This is a genomic window from Rhodococcus sp. SB1D (assembly GCF_048573875.1).
In the GTDB taxonomy this organism is placed as follows: Bacteria; Actinomycetota; Actinomycetes; order Mycobacteriales; family Mycobacteriaceae; genus Rhodococcus_F; species Rhodococcus_F qingshengii.
Genome location: NZ_JBMAIQ010000019.1, coordinates 1 through 21,894 on the forward strand (window position 1 = coordinate 1; position 21,894 = coordinate 21,894).

General features: G+C 63.0%; 23 protein-coding genes and 1 tRNA gene. 19 read left to right on the forward strand and 5 right to left on the reverse strand.

From position 1 onward, the window contains the following. The first annotated feature begins 59 nt into the window (after positions 1-59). From ACN50D_RS28775 to ACN50D_RS28860, 18 genes are all read left to right on the forward strand, one after another. On the forward strand, positions 60-1,001 hold the full coding sequence (locus tag ACN50D_RS28775; protein WP_073513327.1) for a hypothetical protein: 942 nt from the start codon (positions 60-62) through the stop codon (positions 999-1,001). Further along, entirely contained in the window at positions 998-1,981 is a 984-nt protein-coding gene (locus tag ACN50D_RS28780; RefSeq protein WP_007731903.1) for an HAD-IIA family hydrolase, read from the forward strand. The genes ACN50D_RS28775 and ACN50D_RS28780 overlap by 4 nt, the downstream gene beginning before the upstream one ends. 76 nt (positions 1,982-2,057) lie before the next feature. Next, positions 2,058-2,300 (forward strand): hypothetical protein, encoded by a 243-nt coding sequence (locus ACN50D_RS28785; protein ID WP_003946140.1) that lies wholly within the window; start codon positions 2,058-2,060, stop codon positions 2,298-2,300. 1 nt (position 2,301) lies between these two features. Beyond that, positions 2,302-3,141, forward strand: a complete 840-nt coding sequence (locus ACN50D_RS28790) for a TlyA family RNA methyltransferase (protein WP_003946142.1) — start codon at positions 2,302-2,304, stop codon at positions 3,139-3,141. Next, complete coding sequence (locus ACN50D_RS28795) at positions 3,138-4,085, forward strand: NAD kinase (RefSeq protein ID WP_003946132.1); 948 nt, start codon at positions 3,138-3,140, stop codon at positions 4,083-4,085. Before ACN50D_RS28790 ends, ACN50D_RS28795 begins: the two co-directional genes overlap by 4 nt. Before the next feature lie 2 nt (positions 4,086-4,087). Then, entirely contained in the window at positions 4,088-5,866 is a 1,779-nt protein-coding gene (gene recN, locus ACN50D_RS28800) for a DNA repair protein RecN (protein WP_211920116.1), read from the forward strand. An 86-nt stretch (positions 5,867-5,952) separates the two neighbouring features. Then, a complete protein-coding gene (steA, locus tag ACN50D_RS28805) occupies positions 5,953-7,137 on the forward strand; it encodes a putative cytokinetic ring protein SteA (protein ID WP_007731902.1) in 1,185 nt (394 codons plus the stop codon). After that, positions 7,134-8,087, forward strand: coding sequence for a copper transporter (locus tag ACN50D_RS28810; RefSeq protein WP_019748590.1), 954 nt, complete (start codon positions 7,134-7,136; stop codon positions 8,085-8,087). The genes steA and ACN50D_RS28810 overlap by 4 nt, the downstream gene beginning before the upstream one ends. A 156-nt stretch (positions 8,088-8,243) precedes the next feature. Further along, positions 8,244-10,004 (forward strand): CTP synthase, encoded by a 1,761-nt coding sequence (locus tag ACN50D_RS28815; protein ID WP_003946139.1) that lies wholly within the window; start codon positions 8,244-8,246, stop codon positions 10,002-10,004. Positions 10,005-10,010: 6 nt separating this feature from the next. After that, positions 10,011-10,643: an NUDIX domain-containing protein gene (locus ACN50D_RS28820; RefSeq protein ID WP_047270484.1), complete on the forward strand. Its 633-nt coding sequence runs from the start codon at positions 10,011-10,013 to the stop codon at positions 10,641-10,643. A 1-nt stretch (position 10,644) separates the two neighbouring features. After that, positions 10,645-11,568 carry a site-specific tyrosine recombinase XerD gene (gene xerD / locus ACN50D_RS28825; protein ID WP_007731892.1) on the forward strand — a complete coding sequence of 308 codons (924 nt, stop codon included), beginning with the start codon at positions 10,645-10,647 and terminating at the stop codon, positions 11,566-11,568. A gap of 143 nt (positions 11,569-11,711) precedes the next feature. Further along, positions 11,712-12,725 (forward strand): ParA family protein, encoded by a 1,014-nt coding sequence (locus ACN50D_RS28830; protein WP_003946138.1) that lies wholly within the window; start codon positions 11,712-11,714, stop codon positions 12,723-12,725. A 50-nt stretch (positions 12,726-12,775) separates the two neighbouring features. Further along, positions 12,776-13,597, forward strand: coding sequence for a segregation and condensation protein A (locus tag ACN50D_RS28835; protein WP_046379919.1), 822 nt, complete (start codon positions 12,776-12,778; stop codon positions 13,595-13,597). Positions 13,598-13,638: 41 nt separating this feature from the next. Then, positions 13,639-14,322: an SMC-Scp complex subunit ScpB gene (gene scpB, locus ACN50D_RS28840; protein ID WP_037127047.1), complete on the forward strand. Its 684-nt coding sequence runs from the start codon at positions 13,639-13,641 to the stop codon at positions 14,320-14,322. Positions 14,323-14,399: 77 nt separating this feature from the next. Next, on the forward strand, positions 14,400-15,821 hold the full coding sequence (locus tag ACN50D_RS28845) for a pseudouridine synthase (protein ID WP_019748584.1): 1,422 nt from the start codon (positions 14,400-14,402) through the stop codon (positions 15,819-15,821). An 11-nt stretch (positions 15,822-15,832) separates the two neighbouring features. After that, the gene (cmk, locus tag ACN50D_RS28850; RefSeq protein WP_175280110.1) at positions 15,833-16,513 is read left to right on the forward strand and encodes a (d)CMP kinase; all 681 of its coding nucleotides are present in this window, start codon (positions 15,833-15,835) and stop codon (positions 16,511-16,513) included. Further along, on the forward strand, positions 16,510-17,937 hold the full coding sequence (gene der, locus ACN50D_RS28855) for a ribosome biogenesis GTPase Der (RefSeq protein ID WP_003946199.1): 1,428 nt from the start codon (positions 16,510-16,512) through the stop codon (positions 17,935-17,937). Before cmk ends, der begins: the two co-directional genes overlap by 4 nt. 102 nt (positions 17,938-18,039) lie before the next feature. Beyond that, positions 18,040-18,113, forward strand: a tRNA-Pro gene (locus ACN50D_RS28860). Between the two features lie 61 nt (positions 18,114-18,174). Here the strand turns inward: ACN50D_RS28860 and ACN50D_RS28865 are convergent. Together ACN50D_RS28865 and ACN50D_RS28870 are read right to left on the reverse strand one after the other, a co-directional pair. Then, complete coding sequence (locus ACN50D_RS28865) at positions 18,175-18,540, reverse strand: hypothetical protein (protein ID WP_058038830.1); 366 nt, start codon at positions 18,538-18,540, stop codon at positions 18,175-18,177. A 15-nt stretch (positions 18,541-18,555) separates the two neighbouring features. Next, complete coding sequence (locus ACN50D_RS28870) at positions 18,556-18,981, reverse strand: hypothetical protein (protein WP_211920118.1); 426 nt, start codon at positions 18,979-18,981, stop codon at positions 18,556-18,558. 368 nt (positions 18,982-19,349) lie between these two features. Between ACN50D_RS28870 and ACN50D_RS28875 the strand changes: the two genes are divergently transcribed. Continuing rightward, positions 19,350-19,775, forward strand: coding sequence for a hypothetical protein (locus tag ACN50D_RS28875; RefSeq protein ID WP_249342655.1), 426 nt, complete (start codon positions 19,350-19,352; stop codon positions 19,773-19,775). Here the strand turns inward: ACN50D_RS28875 and ACN50D_RS28880 are convergent, their stop codons facing one another. The 3 genes from ACN50D_RS28880 to ACN50D_RS28890 all read right to left on the reverse strand — a co-directional run bounded on the left by ACN50D_RS28880 (position 19,776) and on the right by ACN50D_RS28890 (position 21,893). Further along, entirely contained in the window at positions 19,776-20,117 is a 342-nt protein-coding gene (locus ACN50D_RS28880; protein ID WP_030537504.1) for a hypothetical protein, read from the reverse strand. 35 nt (positions 20,118-20,152) lie between these two features. Then, complete coding sequence (locus ACN50D_RS28885) at positions 20,153-20,833, reverse strand: hypothetical protein (RefSeq protein ID WP_211920122.1); 681 nt, start codon at positions 20,831-20,833, stop codon at positions 20,153-20,155. Positions 20,834-21,008: 175 nt separating this feature from the next. Further along, positions 21,009-21,893 (reverse strand): SCO6745 family protein, encoded by an 885-nt coding sequence (locus ACN50D_RS28890; RefSeq protein WP_030537506.1) that lies wholly within the window; start codon positions 21,891-21,893, stop codon positions 21,009-21,011. Between the last annotated feature and the right edge of the window lies 1 nt (position 21,894).

Here is a 21,894-nt window from a genome sequence, read left to right on the forward strand (position 1 = left end):
CCGTTAACCGAAAGGGGACCCAACATATTGGGTCCCCTTTCGTGCGTTGTATGAGAGGAATGACTGTGTCGGAGAATGGCGACGAGCGTCGGTCCTTCCGTGGGGGAGGAGCGCCTCGATCAGGTGGCCCCCGTCGTGACAACGACGGGCGTGGATCACGCGGCGCTGCAGGCGGAGACCGCCGCGGTGGTGCCGGAGACAACAACCGTGGCGGTGCTGGAAACAGTAACCGCGGCGGCGGATTCAACGGCGGACAGCGTCGCGGCGGCGAGGGTGGGTTCACCCCTCGTGGACGCGACGGCGACCGCAACCGTCAGCAAGCACGACCTGACGAACCGGATTTGCCCGACAACGTAGAGCCCACGGAGTTGGACCCGGCCGTTCGTCGGGATCTGCTCAGCCTCGACAAGGACAACGCCAACACGGTTGCGCGTCACCTCGTCATGGCGGGCAAGCTCGTCGACGAAGATCCGGAACTCGCACTGCTCCACGCTCGCGCTGCCCGTCAGCGCGCCGGCCGAATTGCGGTCGTTCGTGAAGCCGCCGGAATCACCGCGTACCACGCCGGTGAATGGGCTGAAGCTCTCTCCGAGCTTCGTGCTGCCCGTCGAATGGCTGGCGGACCGGGTCTGATCGCTGTCATGGCCGACTGCGAACGCGGTTTGGGTCGACCCGAACGCGCGATCGAGCTCGGCCGTAGCGACGAGGCTGCCCTGCTTTCGGGCGACGAGGCGTCTGAGTTGAGGATCGTCGTCGCGGGCGCCCGCATGGATCTCGGTCAGTTCGACCAGGCAGTTGTCACACTGCAGACCAAGGATCTGGACGCAGCGCGTACCGGTGAAGCTGCGGCTCGGCTGTTCTACGCCTACGCCGATGCCCTCGTTGCAGCTGGTCGTGTCGAAGACGGACTGAAATGGTTCCTCAACGCTGCAGCTGCTGACCTCGAGGGTGACACGGATGCTGAAGAACGGGTGGCCGAGTTGACCGGAGAAGATCAGTGACCGTGCTTCGTACTCAGTACGACGTACTTTTGCTCGATCTCGATGGCACTCTGTACGCCGGAGCTCATGCGATTCCCGGCACCCAGGCCGCTCTCGGTCAGGGCACGCAGGCCTTGTACTACGTGACCAACAATGCGAGTCGCTCGCCTTCGGCAGTGTCGGCGCATCTGACCGAACTCGGTTTCGATTCCGAAGACGATCGTGTCGTCACCAGTTCTCAGACGGCAGTGCGTCTGCTGTCGGAGCGTCTCGAACCCGGTGCCGCTGTGCTCGTCGTCGGTACCGACGCATTGGCCGACGAGGTGACGCGCGTCGGGTTGCTTCCGGTGCGCGAATTCGCGGATTCTCCGGTTGCTGTCGTTCAAGGACATTCGACGGAGACCAACTGGTCGATCCTTGCCGAGGCGTGCTTGGCGATCCGGGCCGGTGCGCTGTGGGTAGCGGCAAACCTGGACACAACACTGCCGTCGGAGCGGGGTTTGGTGCTGGGCAACGGCTCGATGGTGGCAGCTCTACGCGCTGCGACCAAGCAGGAACCGTTGGTGGCAGGTAAGCCTGCTGCACCGCTGATGGAGGACGCGCTCGCTCGCAGCGGGTGCTCGCGTCCACTGGTGGTCGGTGATCGTTTGGACACCGATATCGAAGGCGCACAAGCTGTTTCGATCGACTCGTTGTTGGTTCTCACCGGTGTGAGCACGCCGGGTGACGTACTGCGGGCTCCGGTTGAGCAGCGCCCCACCTACATTGCAGCAACTCTGGATTCGCTCAATCAGCCGGCCGTCGAATCGCTGGTCGGTGCGGACTCCAAGTGGTCTGTCTCCGTGAACGGGTCGGCGCTGGTTGTCGACGGCCCGGTTGTCGGGGACGAGATGTCGCTTCTACGCGCGGTTGCGCCTGTCGCATGGGCTAATCCGTCGTTCCGGACCCTGGAAGCGTCGGATGCCGGCGTGGCGGATCTGTTTGCATCCTGGCTCGTCTGATCTCTCGCAAATGTGTTCGACTCGCGGGGGTGCGGGTGTATGCGTAACCGAGAGTCATGCACTAACGTTGTGCCCGATGAGCACGCCGACACCGCACCCCGGAAACACGAGTAACGGATCTCCGTTGCCCGGGCCACGCCCTTCCGTCGATCCGGAACGCATACGTTCTGACGTCGACGGTTTGCTGGCGCGCCTGGGCGGCATCGAACAGGATCCGAACGATCAGCACGGAGCAGGTGTGATTCCGCAGAAGGCACATATTTTGGAACAGGCACACGAGGTGCTCGTCCAGGCACTCGCCTCTGTGGACAGGGCTTGACGTGGCACGTAGAGCACGGGTGGACGCCGAACTTGTCCGTCGCGGACTCGCACGGTCACGAGATCATGCGCAAGAACTGATTTCCGCCGGGCGAGTTCTCATCTCGGGAGCCGTTGCGACCAAGCCTGCGACGGCGATCGAAGCCGGAACGCCACTTCGGGTCGTCGAGGTGGAGCAGGAAGTTTCGTGGGCGTCGCGAGGTGCTCACAAACTGATCGGCGCACTCGACGCCTTCGGTGCCGAAGGATTGACGGTCGAAGGTCGCCGTTGCCTCGACGCCGGCGCATCCACCGGTGGGTTCACCGATGTTCTGCTGACGCGTGGTGCGAAGGAAGTTGTCGCAGTCGACGTCGGCTACGGACAACTGGTGTGGCGCCTGCAGTCCGATGACCGGGTGCACGTCATCGACCGAACCAATGTTCGTGCAATTGATGCAGAGACCATCGGCGGAACTGTCGATCTCGTTGTCGCGGACTTGTCGTTCATTTCTCTCAAACTTGTACTCGGGGCGTTTGTCGCCTGTACTGCTGACGGCGCGGACCTGGTTCCGATGGTCAAGCCTCAGTTCGAGGTGGGCAAGGACCGCGTCGGTGCCGGTGGCGTCGTACGAGATCCGGAATTGCGAATCTCGGCTGTGCTCGACGTGTCGGAGGCTGCTGCAAAGGTAGGTCTGCGGACGTTAGGTGTCGTGGCCAGCCCATTGCCCGGTCCGTCGGGAAATGTCGAGTATTTCCTGTGGCTTCGAAAGACAGGTTCGCCCGGTGATCACGAGCCGGACACCGAGGGAATTCCTTCGGTGGAGGACATGATTCGCAAGGCTGTAGAGGAAGGGCCCCAGTGAACGCGGTCACGAACGGCGAGTCGCGCGAGATCCTTCTTGTCGCACACCCTGGTCGACGTGACATCACGGAAACCGCCAAACGAGTCGGGAAGATTTTCGAACGGGCGGGAATCGGGCTGCGAGTCCTCGTCGACGAAGCAGACAGCTCGCGCATCGAAGCAATGACGGAACCCGCGGGCTTCTCTGCGCCGGGTCTCGACGTCACGGTTGTTCATCCCGGCCCTGATGCTGCCGTCGGATGCGAGTTAGTTCTGGTTCTCGGTGGTGACGGCACATTTCTGCGCGCCGCCGAACTCGCTCAAGAAGCGTCCATTCCGGTACTGGGCATCAACCTCGGACGGATCGGATTTCTGGCAGAGACCGAGGCCGAGCATCTCGACGAGGCGCTCGCACAGGTAGTTCGCAAGGAATATCGTGTCGAGTCCCGTATGACACTCGACGTCGTGATTCGGGTGGACGACGAGATCATCGATCGCGGGTGGGCGCTCAACGAGGCCAGTATCGAGAATCGTTCGCGTCTGGGAGTTCTCGAAGTTGTCCTCGAAGTCGACGGCCGACCGGTGTCTGCCTTCGGTTGCGACGGTGTTCTCGTGTCCACTCCTACAGGCTCGACCGCTTACGCATTTTCCGCAGGCGGCCCTGTCGTGTGGCCCGAACTCGAAGCTTTGCTCGTCGTACCCAGCAACGCGCATGCGCTGTTCGCGCGGCCGTTGGTCACCAGCCCGAATTCGATCATCGCGGTGGAGACCGTCGCCGGTAGCCACGACGGCCTGGTCTTCTGCGACGGTCGTCGTACGTTGGAACTGCCTGCCGGCGCTCGCGTCGAGATCGTTCGCGGCGCCACTCCCGTCAAGTGGGTCCGGTTGGACTCTGCGCCCTTCGCTGATCGGATGGTTCGCAAGTTCGAGCTTCCGGTTACCGGATGGCGAGGAAGGAAGCCTTAATCGTGCTCGCAGAGATCCGTATCGACAGTCTTGGTGTGATCTCCGAGGCCAGCGCCCAGTTCCACGAGGGCCTGACCGTCCTGACCGGTGAAACCGGCGCAGGTAAAACGATGGTCGTCACCAGCTTGCACCTCCTCAGCGGAGCGCGAGCCGATGCCGGGCGGGTGCGGTTGGGCGCGTCGCGAACCGTCGTCGAAGGACGATTCATCGCCGACGACGTCTCACCGGCCACCGAGCGTGAGATCGTCCGAATCCTGGAATCGTCCGGCGCCGAGCGCGACGAGGACGGGACCATCATCGCCGTCCGGACAGTCGGCAGCGACGGCCGCTCACGGGCTCATCTCGGCGGACGAAGCGTGCCGGCGGGAGTTCTCTCCGAATTCACGGACCCACTTCTGACTGTCCACGGACAGAACGATCAGCTGCGATTGCTTCGTCCCGACCAGCAACGCAATGCGCTGGACCGCTTCGGGGACAAGGCAATCGGAACGCTGCTGACGAGGTACCGCAAACACCGTCGTGAATGGCTCGATGCTCGTTCGGAGTTGATCGAACGCACGTCGAAGGCTCGTGAACTGGCGCAAGAAGCAGATCAGTTGACCTTCGCGCTCAACGAAATCGACGGCGTGGCACCCGAGCCAGGCGAGGACACGGCGATAGTTGCCGAAGTTCGACGACTCAGTGAACTCGATTCGCTCCGCTCGGCTGCGGAAGAGGCGCACGCTGCGCTCGCCGGTAGTGACGACATGGCAAGCGGCGACGTCGGGGTCATGCCGGCGCTAGACCTGATGTCCGAAGCGCGGGCGCGTATCGAGTCGGTCACCGACGCAGATCTGGACGGCCTCGGTTCCCGGTTGGCCGACGCTATTGCCGTCGTCACCGATGTTGCCGGTGACCTGAACACCTATCTGTCCGGGCTGCCCGCAGACCCGGGTGCTCTGGACTCGCTGCTGTCGCGGCAATCGGAACTGAAGACTCTGACTCGCAAGTACGCCGCCGATGTCGACGGTGTTCTCGAATGGGCAGATACCGCTCGCGCTCGTCTGTCCAAACTCGACGTGTCGTCGGATGCGTTGTCGCTGTTGGCCAAGCAGGTCGAGGAGACGGCTGGCCTCACCGCGGAAGCCGCCACAAAGCTGAGCGCCGCGCGAGTCAAGGCAGCGGCAAAGCTCGCCAAAGCCGTCAGCGCGGAACTCGCCGGTCTGGCGATGGGACGTGCGGGTCTCGAGGTGACTGTGCGTTCGCAGCCTGCCGGCCCGCAGGACTCGGCGCCGCTCAGCGTCGGGGGAGTAGACCTTCATGCCGGGTCTGCCGGCGTCGACGAGGTGGAATTCCGTCTGTCTGCGCACAGCGGGGCACCGTCACTTCCGATCAGCAAGAGCGCTTCCGGTGGCGAGCTGTCACGCGTCATGCTGGCGCTCGAGGTTGTTCTCGCTGGTAGCGACACCGGCGCGACGATGGTTTTCGACGAAGTGGACGCGGGGGTCGGTGGTCGCGCTGCTGTCGAGATCGGCCGCCGATTGGCGAAACTTGCTCGTACGCATCAGGTTATCGTCGTCACCCACCTTCCGCAGGTTGCTGCGTTTGCCGACACCCACCTCGTGGTGGACAAGGTCGACGACAAAGGCGGCGTGGTGAGCAGTGGCGTGCGGACCTTGTCGGATTCGGATCGGGTGGTCGAATTGGCTCGTATGTTGGCAGGGCTGGACGACACCGAGACCGGTCGTGCGCACGCCGAAGAACTGCTCGAGATCGCGAATGCGGCCCGCGTCACAGATTGAAGGTTCTGTGGTGTTGGTGTGACTGATGTGGTAGTTGTCGGCGCGCCTCCACCGGTCAACGCGGTTTCAGGTTCATCATCGAAGCCATGAAGATGCCCGGATTGCTCTCACGTAACACCGAATCCTTGCCTGGGATCAGTGGCATCGCCAGGGCCGATCGGAACACGGCGAAGCTTCTACGCCGCGTCGGTCCTGGAGACATCGTGATCCTCGACGAAGTCGACATCGATCGCCGGACCGCCGATGCTCTGGTGAAAGCCGGAGTCATGGCCGTGGTCAACGCGTCGCCGTCGATTTCGGGGCGGTACCCCAACCTCGGACCGGAAGTGATCGTCGCCAACGACATCGTTCTGATCGATGCCGTAGACGGTGACGTCTTCAAGAACGTCAAGGACGGCAGCAAGATCCGCCTGCACGAGGGCGAGATCTTCAACGGCGAGAAGAGCCTCGTCAAGGGCGAAGAGCAGACCGAGGCCGAGATCTCCGATCGGATGATCGAGGCCAAGACCGGCCTGGTCGATCACCTGGAAGCGTTCTCGGGTAACACCATCGAGTTCATCCGCACCGAAAGTCCTTTGCTGATCGACGGAATCGGTGTTCCGGACATCGACATCGACTTGAAGGATCGCCACGTCGTGGTCGTCTCCGACGGACCCGAACACGAGGCCGATCTGAAGAACCTCAAGCCCTTCATCAAGGAGTATTCGCCGATCCTGATCGGTGTCGGTGCAGGTGCGGACGTGTTGAGCAAGGCCGGATACCGCCCCGATCTGATCGTGGGCGACCCGGAAGAGATCACCAGTTCCACCCTCAAGTCCGGCGCGGAAGTTGTTCTGCCCGCAGACCAGGACGGTCATGCGGCGGGGCTTTCCCGAATCCAGGATCTCGGGATCGGGGCGATGACGTTCCCGGCGACCTGCTCACCGACCGACCTTGCGTTGCTGCTCGCCGATCACCACGGAGCTTCACTGATCGTGACGGTCGGCAACGTGGTGTCCTTGGACGAGTTCTTCGACCGTGGGCGTCGTGAAAGCAATCCGTCGGCGTTCATGACACGGCTCAAGGTGGGACCGAAGCTGGTCGACGCCAAGGCTGTGGCAACGCTGTATCGAAGTCGAGTGTCCGGCGGCGCGATCGCGCTCCTGGTGCTCGCCGCCCTGGTGGCAGTGATCGTCGCCCTGGTCGTGTCCAATGCCGGTAGTGAAGTTCTCGACTGGGCAATCGCAACGTGGAACAGCTTCGCGCTGTGGGTTCAGGGGCTCTTCAAGTGATTTCGATGCGTCAACATGCAATTTCCATAGCGGCAATCTTCCTGGCACTCGCGATCGGCGTGGTGCTCGGTTCCGGAATGCTGTCCAGTGGATTGCTTTCGGGTCTGCGCGACGACAAGGCGGACCTGCAGAACGAGATCGAAGACCTCAATCAACAGTCCAATCAGCTTCAGCAGCAACTCAATTCCGCGGACGGCTTCGATGCCGCTGTCGGCGGTCGCGTCGTGCGTGACAGTCTCGCTGGTCGCACCGTCGTCGTCATCACGGCACCGGACGCGGATCCCAGTGATCTCGACGGTGTCAACCGACTCGTCACTGCCGCCGGCGGTGCCGTGACCGGACGCGTCTCGCTCACCGATTCGTTTGTCGACGCCACCGGTGGTGACCGCTTGCGGACCGTCGTCACCAATGTCATCCCTGCGGGGATCACCCTAAAGACCGGTGCGGTCGATCAGGGCAGTCTCGCGGGTGATCTGCTCGGTTCGGTTCTGCTTCTCAACGGGCAGAACAGCGAACCGCAGAGCACTCCGGACGAGATGAATCTCGCGCTCGACTCGCTGCGTAGCGCCGGTTTCATCAGCTACGACGACGGAGCGGTCAAGCCGGCTCAGCTCGCCGTGGTTCTCACCGGCGACAACAAGAGTGAATCCGACGCAGCCACGGGTAACCGCGGCGCCGTCATCGCGCGGTTTGCCGGTGCTCTCGACGGACGCGGCGCAGGAACGATTCTCGCGGGCCGGCCTGGCTCGGCCGAGGGCAGTGGTCCGGTTGCCGTCGCGCGTGCGGACGCGGCGCTCTCAGCGGGCTTGACGACCATCGACAACATCGACCGGGAATCGGGCAAGATCACGACGCCGTTGGCGCTGCAGGAACAGTTGAACGGCGGCGCCGGCCGCTACGGCACGGGACCGGGAGCGGCGGCGGTTACCGTCGGCGCACCCACCAACTGAACACCTCGGTATTGATACGCCGGTCACATCGGGGGCGGAAAGTCGGCGCGTTGTAGGCACCGACCCCCGATAGGTGTTACCGTGAAATCCCGTGGGTCGGCAGGCCCCAGCATGCTTCATCAGACCAAGCCCTGCACAGTCGTCACGGGAGCCCCTTTGCCACAGTCACGCACTAACACGCGTACCGCCACCAAGCACATCTTCGTCAGCGGAGGTGTAGCTTCCTCGCTCGGCAAAGGTTTGACCGCCTCGAGCCTGGGACAGTTGTTGACCGCGCGGGGAATGCGCGTGACCATGCAGAAGCTCGATCCCTATCTCAATGTGGATCCGGGCACCATGAACCCCTTCCAGCACGGCGAGGTCTTCGTCACCGAAGACGGTGCCGAGACCGACCTCGACGTCGGGCACTACGAGCGGTTCCTCGACCGTGACCTCTCCGGTCAGGCGAACGTCACCACCGGCCAGGTGTACTCGACGGTCATCGCCAAGGAACGCCGCGGCGAGTACCTCGGTGACACCGTTCAGGTCATCCCGCACATCACCGACGAGATCAAGCGTCGCATCCTCGAGATGAGCGGTCCGGATCTGCAGGGACACCGCCCGGATGTCGTGATCACCGAAATCGGTGGAACCGTCGGCGACATCGAATCGCAGCCCTTCCTCGAAGCCGCTCGCCAGGTCCGCCACGACGTCGGCCGCGACAACGTCTTCTTCCTGCACGTCTCCCTCGTGCCGTACCTCGGCCCCTCCGGAGAGCTCAAGACCAAGCCCACGCAGCACTCGGTTGCGTCGTTGCGCAGCATCGGTATTCAGCCCGACGCGCTGATCCTTCGTTGCGATCGTGACGTTCCGCAGGGCCTCAAGAACAAGATCGCCCTCATGTGCGACGTGGACGTCGACGCCTGCATCTCGACGCCCGACGCTCCCTCGATCTACGACATCCCGAAGGTTCTGCACCGTGAGGGCCTCGACGCTTACGTCGTTCGCCAGCTCGGTCTCCCGTTCCGCGACGTCGACTGGACCGTGTGGGGCAACCTCCTCGATCGTGTTCACCAGCCGCGTGAGACCGTGCGGGTCGCGTTGGTCGGCAAGTACGTCGACCTGCCCGACGCATACCTCTCCGTCACCGAGGCACTGCGCGCCGGTGGATTCGCGAACCGGTCCAAGGTCGAGATCTCCTGGGTCCCGTCGGACGCCTGTGAGACCGAAGCCGGAGCGCAGGCCGCTCTCGGTGACGTCGACGGTGTTCTGATCCCCGGTGGCTTCGGCATCCGCGGCATCGAAGGCAAGCTCGGCGCGATCCGTTTCGCACGTTCGCGCAAGCTGCCGCTGCTGGGTCTGTGCCTGGGTCTGCAGTGCGTCGTCATCGAAGCTGCTCGTAGCGTCGGCCTCGACGATGCCAACTCGGCCGAGTTCGAGCCGGACACCAAGCACCCGGTCATCTCCACGATGGCTGATCAGGAAGACGTCATTGCCGGTGACGCCGACCTCGGTGGCACCATGCGTCTGGGTGCTTACCCGGCCGTGCTGACCAAGGGTTCCGTCGTCGCTCAGGCCTACGGAACCGAGGACGTCTCCGAGCGTCACCGTCACCGTTACGAGGTCAACAACACCTACCGCGACCGGATTGCCAAGTCCGGCTTGCAGTTCAGCGGAACTTCACCGGACGGCCACCTGGTCGAGTTCGTCGAGTACCCGCGTGAGCAGCATCCGTTCTTCGTTGCCACCCAGGCACACCCGGAGCTCAAGAGTCGCCCGACACGCCCGCACCCGCTGTTCGCCGCCTTCGTCGAAGCAGCGTTGACATACAAGCTCGAAGAGCGCCTGCCCGTCGACGTCCACGGTGACGAGAAGATCGACACCGCTGCCACCGAGACGGCGCTCGACGCTGCAGTCGAGAACGTGGAAAAGGTCTAGCCACAGATGAGCGATCCCGGTCGGCACGAATTCGACACCCTCGGCTCCAAGACGGTCTACACCGGCGCGATCATCGCGTTGCGCGTCGACACCGTTGCGATGCCTGGTGGTCAGCGTGCCGATCGGGAAGTCGTCGAGCATCACGGCGCCGTTGCCGTCGTGGCACTGGACGAGCACGACAACCTGGTGCTGATTCACCAGTACCGTCACCCGCTCGGGCACCGGTTGTGGGAAATTCCTGCCGGTCTGCTCGACGCTCCGGGGGAGAGCCCGGTCGAGGCTGCAGCGCGCGAGCTGGGCGAAGAAACCGGACTCGGCGCCGATCGATGGTCGGTGCTGGTCGATGTCGCTCTCTCACCCGGGTTCACGGACGAGGCGGTTCGCGTCTTCCTCGCCGAGGGGCTGCACGAGGTGGAGCGCGACGATCCCGAACACGAAGAAGCCGATCTCGAGATTTCGCGGGTTCCGCTCGCCGACGCCGTCGACATGGCGCTACGCGGCGACATCGTCAATGCCACAGCGGTATCGGGCATTCTCGCGATCGCCACCGCACGCGCGACGGGAAAGCCGCTACGCCCCGCCGACGCACCGTGGCCCGATCGTCCTCGCGCATTCGGAGAACGCAAGTCGCGAGCCTGAAGTGCTTGCCCGACAGGTGGACTCGTATCTCGACCATCTAGCGGTCGAGCGAGGATCTGCGCGCAATACTCTACTTTCCTATCGCCGCGACCTGAATCGGTACGCGGAGTACCTGCACGGACGCGGCATCGACGACGTCGCGGGCGTGACGGAGAACGACGTCACCGAATTCGTGACACATCTGCGCCTGGGTGACAAAGATTCCGGCGTCGTACCATTGGCGGCCAGTTCGGCAGCACGCACCCTGATCGCGGTTCGCGGATTCCACAAGTTTTCCGCCGCCGAAGGTCTGGTCAGCGTCGACGTGGCCCGAACGGTCAAGCCGCCGACGCCCGGACGCAAGCTGCCCAAGGCCCTGCCTCTCGACGACGTGATCGCCCTGCTCGACGCTTCGGGTGGCGGTGCGGCCGGTGACGGGCCCCGCGACCTGCGGGATCGCGCTCTGCTCGAGCTCCTGTACTCGACCGGAGCGCGAATCACCGAGGCGATCGATCTGGACGTCGACGACATCGATACCGAAACTCGTTCCGTGCTGCTCAAGGGCAAGGGCGGCAAGCAGCGGATCGTCCCCGTCGGCAGGCCGGCGATCGCCGCCGTCGACGCGTATCTCGTCCGCGGGCGCCCCAGCCTGGCGACGCGCGGTGTTCCTGCCCTCTTTCTCAACGCTCGCGGTGGACGCCTCTCGCGTCAGAGTGCATGGCAGATTCTTCAGGACGCGGCGGCGTCCGCCGGGATCAAGGCGGACGTCTCACCCCATACGCTCAGGCACTCGTTTGCCACACACCTGCTCGACGGCGGCGCGGACGTACGCGTCGTGCAGGAACTTCTCGGTCACGCTTCGGTAACCACGACGCAGATCTACACACTGGTCACCGTCACCGCGTTGCGCGAAGTGTGGGCTCAGGCACACCCGCGTGCCCGTTAGGGGTTGGTTGGCTCATGCGTGTCTGCGAGACCATTCGGTGATGTAAGCGGTAGCGTTCAAGGAGCGCGAGCGGCCTCCACCGCAGTTTCGGGGGTTTGCCGGCGCCGAGAGCAACCGCCGAAAGAGTAGGGGAGCATCGGACCGTGTCGACATCGCAGCCACCAGCGGCGGAGTCCGCGCCGCCGCATGTCAATGCCCAACTCTTCGAGCGCGTGAACGAATCAGCACCAGCTGTACCCTCCGAACCAGAGGCGATGTTCGAAATAGATACGACGCCAGTAGCCTCTCCACCTGCGGAAACCCTCACCGTTTCCGCGGAAGAACTCGGCCCGACAGGTCGACCGGTCCGCGAGGTACCCCAACCGACACCGTTGGCGCACCACGGACCCGCGATGATCATCGCGATGTGCAACCAGAAGGGCGGCGTCGGCAAGACGACGTCGACCATCAACCTGGGTGCATCGTTGGCTGAATACGGTCGTCGAGTGCTCCTGGTGGATCTCGATCCGCAAGGCGCGTTGTCTGCCGGACTGGGCGTTCAGCATCACGACCTCGAACTGACCGTCCATAACCTTCTGGTCGAACCACGTGTGTCCATCGACGACGTGCTGATGCGAACCCGGGTCGACGGCCTCGACCTGCTCCCCAGCAATATCGACCTTTCGGCCGCCGAGATCCAATTGGTCACCGAGGTCGGGCGTGAGCAGACCTTGGGACGCGTGTTGCACCCGGTTCTCGATCGGTACGACTACGTGCTCATCGACTGCCAGCCGTCGCTTGGCCTGCTCACCGTGAATGCGTTGGCCTGCGCCGATTCGGTCATCATTCCGATGGAATGCGAGTACTTCAGCCTGCGCGGCCTGGCACTGCTCAACGACACCGTCGAAAAGGTGCACGACCGTCTCAATCCGAAGCTCGAGTTGGCCGGCATCGTCGTCACGATGTTCGACGCTCGGACCCTGCACGCCCGTGAGGTGATGGCACGCGTCGTCGAGGTGTTCGGCGACGTCGTCTACGACACGGTGATCAACCGCACCGTTCGATTCCCCGAAACCAGCGTCGCCGGTGAGCCGATCACGACGTGGGCGCCGAAATCGGCTGGGGCCGAGGCATATAGAGCATTGGCCCGCGAGGTCATTCACCGGTCTGGTCGTTAGTGGAACTGATTGCATCGCAAGAAGATTCGGTCGAAGTCGAGCCGGATTCTATCGACCCGAACGTGCCGACCGACGCTCAGACCGCAGCCAAGGCTGCCGGTTTCCGAGTCACTCTCCGGAACTTCGAAGGCCCGTTCGATCTGCTGTTGAACCTGATCAATCAACGACAGCTCGATGTCACCGAAGTCGCGCTGCACACCGTCACTGACGATTTCATCGCATACACCAAGGAACTCGGCAGTGCGATGGGCCTCGATCAGACAACAGAGTTTCTGGTCGTCGCAGCCACTCTTCTGGACCTGAAAGCGGCAAGGCTGTTGCCCGCCGGGCAGGTCGAGGACGCGGAGGATCTGGCGCTTCTCGAAGCCCGCGACCTTCTCTTCGCGCGACTGCTGCAGTACCGGGCGTACAAACAAGTTGCGGCGCTGTTCGGTGAGTTGGAGGAAGCAGCGCTGCGGCGCTATCCGCGCTCGGTTGCCGTCGAGGATCAGTTCACCGAACTCCTGCCCGAGGTGTTGTTGGGCGTCGATCCTCAGCGTTTTGCGGAGATCGCGGCGACGGTGTTCACACCGCGTCCGGTGCCGACGGTGGGCCTCGATCACCTCCATGTGTCCAATATCTCGATACCCGAGCAGGCTGAGCGAATTCTCGAGTTGCTGCGCGAGCGAGGCATAGGGGAGTGGACACCCTTCGGGGACCTCGTTGCCGAGTGTGAGATCACCGTCGAGATAGTCGCAAGATTTCTCGCGTTGCTCGAGTTGTATCGCAGGCAGGTCATTGTGTTCGAGCAACCCGAAGCACTCGGACCGCTGATGGTGAGTTGGACCGGAGACGACCCGGCCGCGCCGGTCACAGAGGAGGACTACGGATGAACGCCGAGCCGACGGAATCGGAATCTTCGCAGCTAGACGAGATGATCGAGCCTACCGAACACGCCTCGGAGTCCGAAGATTCCGCCCCCGATTTCGAACTCGACGACGATCAACTCGACGCAGTGCTGGAGTCGCTTCTGCTTGTCGTGGATTCGCCGGCCGAAGTGAACCAACTCGCATCTGTCACCGGAACCGCGCCGGAACGAGTCGAAGAACGCCTGACGTCGATGTCGGCCGCATTGACCGCTCGCGGCAGCGGAATGGACCTTCGCTACGCGGGCGACGGATGGCGTCTGTACACGCGACAAGAGTTTGCCCCGTACGTGGAAAAGCTGCTATTGGACGGCGCACGCACCAAATTGACCAGGGCGGCATTGGAAACTTTGGCCGTAGTCGCATACCGTCAACCGTTGACTCGTGCGCGGATCAGTGCGGTACGAGGCGTCAACGTGGACGGGGTGGTACGCACCCTCCTTGCCCGCGGACTGATCGCGGAAGCCGGGCCTGACCCGGACACCAACGCGACACGGTACTCCACGACCGAACTGTTCCTCGAACGGCTCGGCCTGGCCTCGCTGAGCGAGCTCCCGGAGTTGGCCCCGCTCTTGCCTGATGTCGATCTCATCGACGACATCAGCGAAAGCCTGGAATCCGATCCGCGATTTGCGAGAATGAACAAGGCAGACGTGCCCGCTGACGTAGTGGACACCGAAGTCGACGACTGACCGGAATCCCGGCGCTCGTCAGCACCGAGAAAGACCCGACCACGCTCGGGAAACAGTAGAAAACTGACAGGAAAAAAGTGAACAATCCCGCTCGCCGAGATGGCACACCGGACCGTAACAACTCCCGCGACAACCGCGGCGCACGCAGCGATGCACCCCGTGGTGGTCGCAGCGACGCCCCCCGCGGCGCACGTAGCGAAGCGCCCCGTGGTGGACGCAGCAACACTTCCCGCAGTACCTCCGGATACGACCGCAACGCCGGATCCGACCGTCCCCGCACGGACGACCGTCGCGGTGGATTCAATGATGACCGTCGCCCGCCGCGCAGCGATGACCGTCGCCCGCCGCGCAGCGATGACCGTCGCCCCGCACGTACCGACGACCGTCGTGGTGGCTACAACGACGACCGTCGCGGACCGCGCACTGACGACCGCCGCGGACCCCGCAGCGATGACCGCCGTACCCCCCACGTCGACGCCCGTCGCGCACCGCGTGGCGGCGCTGACCGTCGTAGTGACGATCAGCGCGGCGCACGCCCCGACGCTCCTCGCGGCGGCGCATGGTCGAACGCACCTCGTGGGTCCAAGTTCGACGGACCTCCGCGCAAGCGCCCGGCAGCCCCGACACCGCCGGCGACCAACAAGCGTGGCAAGCCGAAGACCGAGAAGCCGCAGCGCGTCGTCTCTCAGAACCCGTTGGTCTCCAACGCCAAGCCGGCGCGTCATCAGCATGCCGAGATCACCAAGCACGACGGCCCGCCGAAGGGCGACGGCGTCCGCTTGCAGAAGGTGCTGGCTCAGGCCGGCGTCGCATCACGCCGCGCTGCTGAAGAACTGATCGATCAGGGTCGCGTCGAGGTCGACGGCCGCATCGTGGTCGAACAGGGTCTGCGTGTCGACCCCGAGAACGCAGTGGTTCGTGTCGACGGCGTCCGCGTCGTCGTGCAGAAGGACCTCGTCTACCTCGCGATGAACAAGCCGCGTGGCTGGCAGTGCACCATGTCCGACGATCTCGGTCGTCCGTGCGTCGGTGACATCGTCTCCGAGCGCGTTCAGTCGGGTCAGCGGCTCTTCCACGTCGGCCGTCTCGACGCCGACACCGAAGGCTTGCTTCTCTTCACCAACGACGGTGACTTGGCTCACCGCCTGATGCACCCGTCGTTCGAGGTTCCGAAGACGTACCTCGCCACGGTTCACGGCGTTGTCGAGCGCAGCACCGGCAAGCAGCTGCGTGACGGTGTCACTCTCGATGACGGTCCGGCCAAGGTGGACGCGTTCACCGTGCTCGAGATCAACGAGGGCAAGACGCTCGTCAAGCTCGTACTGCACGAGGGCCGTAAGCACATCGTGCGTCGCCTCCTCGATGCCGTCGGTCACCCCGTTGTCCGCCTGGTACGCACCAACGTCGGAGTTGTCGCTCTCGGCGATCAGCGTCCGGGAACGCAGCGCGTCCTCGGACGTAGCGAGGTCGGTGGACTGTACGAGGCGGTCGGCCTGTGACCGATTCGTCCATGCCGCTGGTAGTCGCTATGGACGGACCGTCCGGAACCGGCAAGTCCAGCGTCTCTCGCGCGTTGGCGCAGCGTTTGGGTGCTCGCTACCTCGACACCGGAGCCATTTACCGGATCGCGACCCTGCACGTGCTTCGTCAGGGAATCGATCTGGCTGATTCCGCCGCGATCACGGCTGCCGTTGCGGCATTGCCGTGGTCCATCGGTACCGATCCAAGCAGTGAGCAGGTGCATCTCGACGGCGCGGACGTCGGTGAGGAGATCCGCGGCGACGCGGTCACCAAGGCTGTCTCCGCGGTCTCGGCTGTGCCCGAGGTTCGCGACCTGCTGGTCGCCACTCAGCGTGAGCTGGCGGCGGGTGCGGAGCGGATCGTCGTGGAAGGTCGCGACATCGGAACCGTCGTACTCCCCGATGCAGACGTCAAGATCTTCTTGACCGCATCGGCGGAAACCCGTGCGGCACGGCGCAATACGCAGAACATCGGCCAAGGCCGTGAAGACAATTACGAAGCGGTGCTGGCTGATGTGCAGCGCCGTGACCATCTCGATTCGACTCGGGCAGTGTCGCCGTTGCGCCCTGCCGACGACTCCATTCTGGTGGATACGAGCGAATTGGGAATTGAAGATGTGATCGCCAAGTTGCTGTTGGTGGTCAGCGACAGAACTGGAGCAGTGCAGTGAGCGACGATCTGGTAACCGAATATGCCGGTGACGGAACTTGGTCCGAGGAATCGGAGTGGGATTACGCCGATCTCGAAGCGGACGGCGAAGGCGAAGCGCACATTGCCGTCCCGACCTTGGCTGTTGTCGGTCGACCGAACGTCGGCAAGTCGACGCTCGTCAACCGCATCATCGGCCGTCGTGAAGCGGTAGTCGAGGACATCCCCGGCGTTACCCGTGACCGCGTCTCCTACGAGGCGAACTGGGCCGGACGACGCTTCCTCGTCCAGGACACCGGCGGATGGGAGCCCGACGCAAAGGGTCTTCAGCAGGCCGTTGCCCGGCAGGCCGAGTTGGCCATGGGAACGGCTGATGCCATTCTCCTGGTCGTCGACGCTGTTGTCGGCGCTACGGCGACGGACGAAGCTGTGGCTCGCGTGCTTCGCCGCTCGAAGACTCCGGTCATCCTCGTTGCCAACAAGGTGGACGACGGACGCACCGAGTCCGAGGTTGCAGCGCTGTGGTCGTTGGGCCTCGGTCAGCCGTACTCCGTGAGTGCGACCCACGGCCGCGGCACCGGCGACCTGCTCGACGAGGTTCTCGAGAAGCTGCCGGAAACCCCGCGTGAAGGTATCCCCGGCGGCGGTCCGCGTCGTGTTGCTCTCGTCGGAAAGCCGAATGTCGGAAAGTCCAGCTTGCTCAACAAGCTGTCCGGTGACGAGCGGTCCGTCGTGCACAATGTTGCCGGCACCACCGTCGACCCCGTCGACTCCATCGTCGAACTCGGCGGACGCCCTTGGCGTTTCGTTGACACGGCTGGTCTGCGCAAGCGTGTCAGCCATGCCAGCGGTGCCGAGTTCTATGCGTCGCTGCGTACGAAGAGCGCGATCGAGGCCGCTGAGGTCGCGATCCTGCTCATCGACGCACACGAGCCGATCACCGAGCAGGACCTGCGTGTTCTGAGCATGGTGGCCGACACGGGTCGTGCATTGGTGATCGCATTCAACAAGTGGGACCTCGTGGACGAGGACCGTCGACTCATGCTGGACAAGGAAGTGGACCGCGATCTGGTCCGCGTTCCGTGGGCTCAGCGAGTCAACATCTCCGCCCACACCGGTCGCGCCGTGGCGAAGCTCGTGCCGGCTCTCGACACGGCTCTCGAGTCCTGGGACAAGCGCATCCCCACGGGTCGCCTGAACACCTGGCTCAAGGAAGTTGTGGCAGCAACGCCGCCTCCGATGCGTGGTGGTCGCCTTCCTCGCATCATGTTCGCGACGCAGGCAAGCACACGCCCGCCGACATTCGTTCTCTTCACCACGGGCTTCCTCGAGGCCGGCTACCGCCGCTTCATCGAGCGGCGTCTGCGTGAAGAGTTCAACTTCGACGGCAGCCCGATCCGCGTATCCGTCCGAGTGCGCGAGAAGCGTGATCGTAAGGGCCGCTGATTCTGCGTCCAATTCGGTACTGAAACGGCTCTGACCAGCCGATTGGTACTTCGGCCCGTCCCTGATGTAATCTTTCCAAGCGCCCGAAACACGGGCGTGGGACGGGCTGTGGCGCAGCTTGGTAGCGCACTTGACTGGGGGTCAAGTGGTCGCAGGTTCAAATCCTGTCAGCCCGACCGAAGTTAGATCAAAAAGGCAGTTTCTCAGAAATGAGAAACTGCCTTTTTGTTTGTGCCTTCAAAGTTTCGGCAACGGATCATGCGGGAAGTCCTGCGGTGACGTGATCTCCGCGTCGGCAGCGTTCACGACTGCAACATATTCTTCGTCGATCTCGTACGTTATGCCCGCCGCAGTGAAGTGCGGCGTGGACGCAGTATCGACCGGGCCGAGGACGGTCATTCTCGGAAACTGGGTGAGGATCGACCTCGGTACTTTTCTGGACCGAAAGCTCGTCGAGAAGACGGTGATCGCCTTTCGGCTCACCACGACAAACACACTCGGTTTCGCGCTCATCAGAACGTCTGCTGGAAACGCGTAGTGGATCTCGTCGTCTGGATGCAAGTGGGAGCGAAGGCGCGCACGGACACTCGCGGAAACCGGCATGCGCGGAAGGCTAGCTCAGGTTCGCTGACTGAGGCGAATATTGTGAACGGCAACGGTTACTCCGAAGAGCGCGATCAGAATGGCGGTAAAGATTGCTGCCAACCACCACGGCGCCGAACCTGCTGTATTCAGCCAGATGGTCAGTGCACCGAAAATTGTAGTCGGAATGCCGACAGCACGAGACAGGTCGACGTTCCTCGGATTGACCGGCGATGTTCTCCACCAATGAAGGCGATGTCCTCGATTCTCACGCAGCATTCGCAGGATGGACCAGACAGTAAGCGGCAGACCAATCGCGAGGATGACCATCCCGCCAATGATCGCCAAAGTGCACCCGTCTCGGAAGTACGTCACGGCAGCGCCCACAACACCTGCAAAACCGATGGCCGTGAATACTTTCCACGCCGGGGTTATGGACTGGCCATGCGGTTGTGTTGCCATGCAAGCACCCTTCCACAAAACATAATCGAAAACTTCAACCCTGTTGCGGCCGTCGATTGTGCATCATGGTGACAATCAAACTCGGTAGGCCGTTAACTACTCCGAGTACAGCGACTGCGATACCCGCACTCAAGAGAGGTGCTGTCTCCCAATAGTTGTCGACGATGGCAGATGCTCCGATCAAGCTCGATACCCAGCCCGTGAGTTGAGCACGTCGGACATGTTGTGCCGCTCGCGAGGAGGTCGGTCCTACCGAGAGAGGTAATCTCCGCCCCTTTCGAGTCGTAATTGCTTTCTTCTCCGGAGCGCAATTTCGCCTACTGGCATGATCTCTTCGTATGATTGGGATTCGGATCGCGTGGGTTGTATTGGCGGTCGCCACCGGGATTCTGGGATCCGCGACGGCACAGTGGCCGCTGTACGAGATCACCGATTGCGAAATAGGCCTCGGCCCGCTCAGTTCTGCCGATTGTTACCGCTCGATTCACGACTATTTCGGGCGGGAGCTCTTCTTGGTGCTGGCGTTGCCGGTGGCTCTCTGCGTTATTCCAGCCGTGATCCCACGACCATTAGTTTCCTGGATCGTCTCGGCGACAATGCTTTGCGCTGCAGTACTGGGTTTCTTTACCGCTTTCAGCTCTGATATGCCTTCTCTGCTGTCGATGGTGGGGAGCCTCCCTGCTGCAGTGCTGGCATTGGTATTTGCTGCGGTGCATCAGGGGATCGCATTGCGCAACAAGGGCGCCATTGCGCGTGCGCGCAGTGGGGTTCGCGATACGCAGCCGAGTGAGTGATCAGTCGGGGCTGAAGAACAGTTCCATCGAGATCCAGAACCACGCCACCATTGCCGCGACCGGCAGGAACGCGAGCACCAATGGCAATGCAAATTGCCGGCCGGTACGACTGGGAATAGTCATAAGTCCGAGCAAGACGAACACGGCGGCAGGCGCCGCCCAACTTATCCAGTAGGTGAGCGGTGGCGGGTTGGGCCCGAACGACGTGAACGAACGGTTCGGATACAGCTGCGGCTGCGGGACATCTGCGAAATGTTGCCACAGGAGTACCAACGGCAGATAGCCGAACAGCCAGAGCAGAAGGCCGACGACGAGTCCCGCGAAGATTCGCTCGCCCCTCATCTCGATGCGCCCGTCGGAATCAATCGTTCCACCGCCTATGCCACTTCTGGAAAGTCACGAGCCTGCATCCGTAGAGCCCACGCCCGGGCCGCAACGAACGTCACGGCCAATACGAGCACCACCAGCAGTACGACCGCGATCCAGGTGGGAGTGGTGGTGGAAAAGCCCAGCCTCCACGCAGTACCGACACCTACAGTCGTCGCCGCCAACGCCCCGACCGGAAGCATCGCCGCCACCGCTCGCGTCGTGCGAACAGTAAGTCGATCCCCGGCAGTGCGGAGGACTCCGAACACGGCGGCGACCGAAATGCCATACGCCAGGAGACCGCTGACGGCATAGACCAGGAGCGGGGACCATCCGATATCAACCGACCCGGTGAATGCCATGCCGATCAAGACCAACAGGGGCGTCAACCCAAGCGTGACGCCTGCGAGGCCTGCCACCACAGTTGGAACCATTCGATTGTCCTGGCCTCCGGAGATTCGCACGCCCGCGAGGCGGAGCACGAACCCGGTCAGCGCGCCCAGAAGGGCGCCGATCACCGCAGCCTCGATGGGCCAGGTCCATTGCGATTCACCCGCGAAGCCCGAGATTGTGGTGCCACCCGAAAAGAGGGTGATCGTGGCGGACGCCTGTGCCGATCCCTGTGTCAGCGCCGCCGTGACGATGGCAACGGTCGCACCGAACAAAGCAAACCCGAGTGCCTGTTTCCACATCTAGCCATCTTGACCCATCCCGCGGGAGAATTCGGCACAACGGCAGTCTCATCCGGATGCCTTCTCACTGTGCAGATTGGGGCGCAGCCGACTTCGGCGATAATTGTGTGAAGGGGCTGGTGGTGACACCCTCGTCGTATCACCACCAGCCACGTTCGACACTCACGACCTGCTGTCACGCACGCAATCGGCGACGTGCTGCCAGTGCTGCCGGAAATCCGAGATCTGCATCGATCACTTCACCGGAGAGACGTTCCGAGATTTCGATCAGTCGACTGCATCCGGTCTCTCCGATCGCCTCGTACGGGTACGACCCCAGCACATCGGTCTGATGCTCAACCCGCTTTCGGCGATCGCGACCCACCTCGTTCAGGTGAAGCTCGGGGCCGTCTTCGAGCCATCCACGCGCCCGCACACTTTCGACGCCTTCCGCCCACTGATCGTTGTCCCATGCCCGGCTCATTTGCAGAGCAGCAGCAGGAACATCACCGGTTGCGGCGTGGACTACCAACGCTTCGACACCGTTGAGTCCCTCGGCGTGAAGAAGTGCGACATGAGAATCTCCGCGAAACTCCCGGAGCAAGGATTGGGCATGCCACAACACGAGATGAGGCTCCTCAGGCCACGGCAATGATGCGTGCCCACCGAACAGGGGTCGCCCTTGTGGTCTGTTGCAGGCGCGTTCCGCGGCTCGACGTGCGAGTTCGGCAGCTTCGCGAACTTCGGTGCCGTCGACATGTTCTCCCCAGGCCTTGCGCAGCGAACGGTCGACAGCGTCGAGTCGAGCGGTGAGGATCTGTTCGGGGGTGGCGATTGTCCAGGCTTCCGGCAGCACCGCGTGTACCAGTTCGGGGTTGAAGTTGAAGAACGTAGCGATGGTGACTTCAGCCGCTACTGCGCCCATGGGCGCAGACCGCGAAGCGAAGTAGCCCATTCGAGGGTGTGTAAAGCCCAGTGCGGCATATGCTTCCGCGCCGAAAGGGGTGAAGTAGATCATGCCGTGTATTGGTTCGGCTCCACGGAAGACGCGGCGCGCGGTTTCTGGTGCGATCGAGGTCATC

Excerpts from the sequence above, each read along its gene's own strand:
- ACN50D_RS28775 (WP_073513327.1), top strand. The coding sequence starts at position 60 with ATGACTGTGTCGGAGAATGGCGACGAGCGTCGGTCCTTCCGTGGGGGA.
- ACN50D_RS28785 (WP_003946140.1), top strand. The coding sequence starts at position 2,058 with ATGAGCACGCCGACACCGCACCCCGGAAACACGAGTAACGGATCTCCG.
- steA (WP_007731902.1), top strand. The coding sequence starts at position 5,953 with ATGAAGATGCCCGGATTGCTCTCACGTAACACCGAATCCTTGCCTGGG.
- ACN50D_RS28820 (WP_047270484.1), top strand. The coding sequence starts at position 10,011 with ATGAGCGATCCCGGTCGGCACGAATTCGACACCCTCGGCTCCAAGACG.
- scpB (WP_037127047.1), top strand. The coding sequence starts at position 13,639 with ATGATCGAGCCTACCGAACACGCCTCGGAGTCCGAAGATTCCGCCCCC.
- cmk (WP_175280110.1), top strand. The coding sequence starts at position 15,833 with ATGCCGCTGGTAGTCGCTATGGACGGACCGTCCGGAACCGGCAAGTCC.
- ACN50D_RS28865 (WP_058038830.1), bottom strand. The coding sequence starts at position 18,540 with ATGCCGGTTTCCGCGAGTGTCCGTGCGCGCCTTCGCTCCCACTTGCAT.
- ACN50D_RS28870 (WP_211920118.1), bottom strand. The coding sequence starts at position 18,981 with ATGGCAACACAACCGCATGGCCAGTCCATAACCCCGGCGTGGAAAGTA.
- ACN50D_RS28880 (WP_030537504.1), bottom strand. The coding sequence starts at position 20,117 with ATGAGGGGCGAGCGAATCTTCGCGGGACTCGTCGTCGGCCTTCTGCTC.
- ACN50D_RS28885 (WP_211920122.1), bottom strand. The coding sequence starts at position 20,833 with ATGTGGAAACAGGCACTCGGGTTTGCTTTGTTCGGTGCGACCGTTGCC.
- ACN50D_RS28890 (WP_030537506.1), bottom strand. The coding sequence starts at position 21,893 with ATGACCTCGATCGCACCAGAAACCGCGCGCCGCGTCTTCCGTGGAGCC.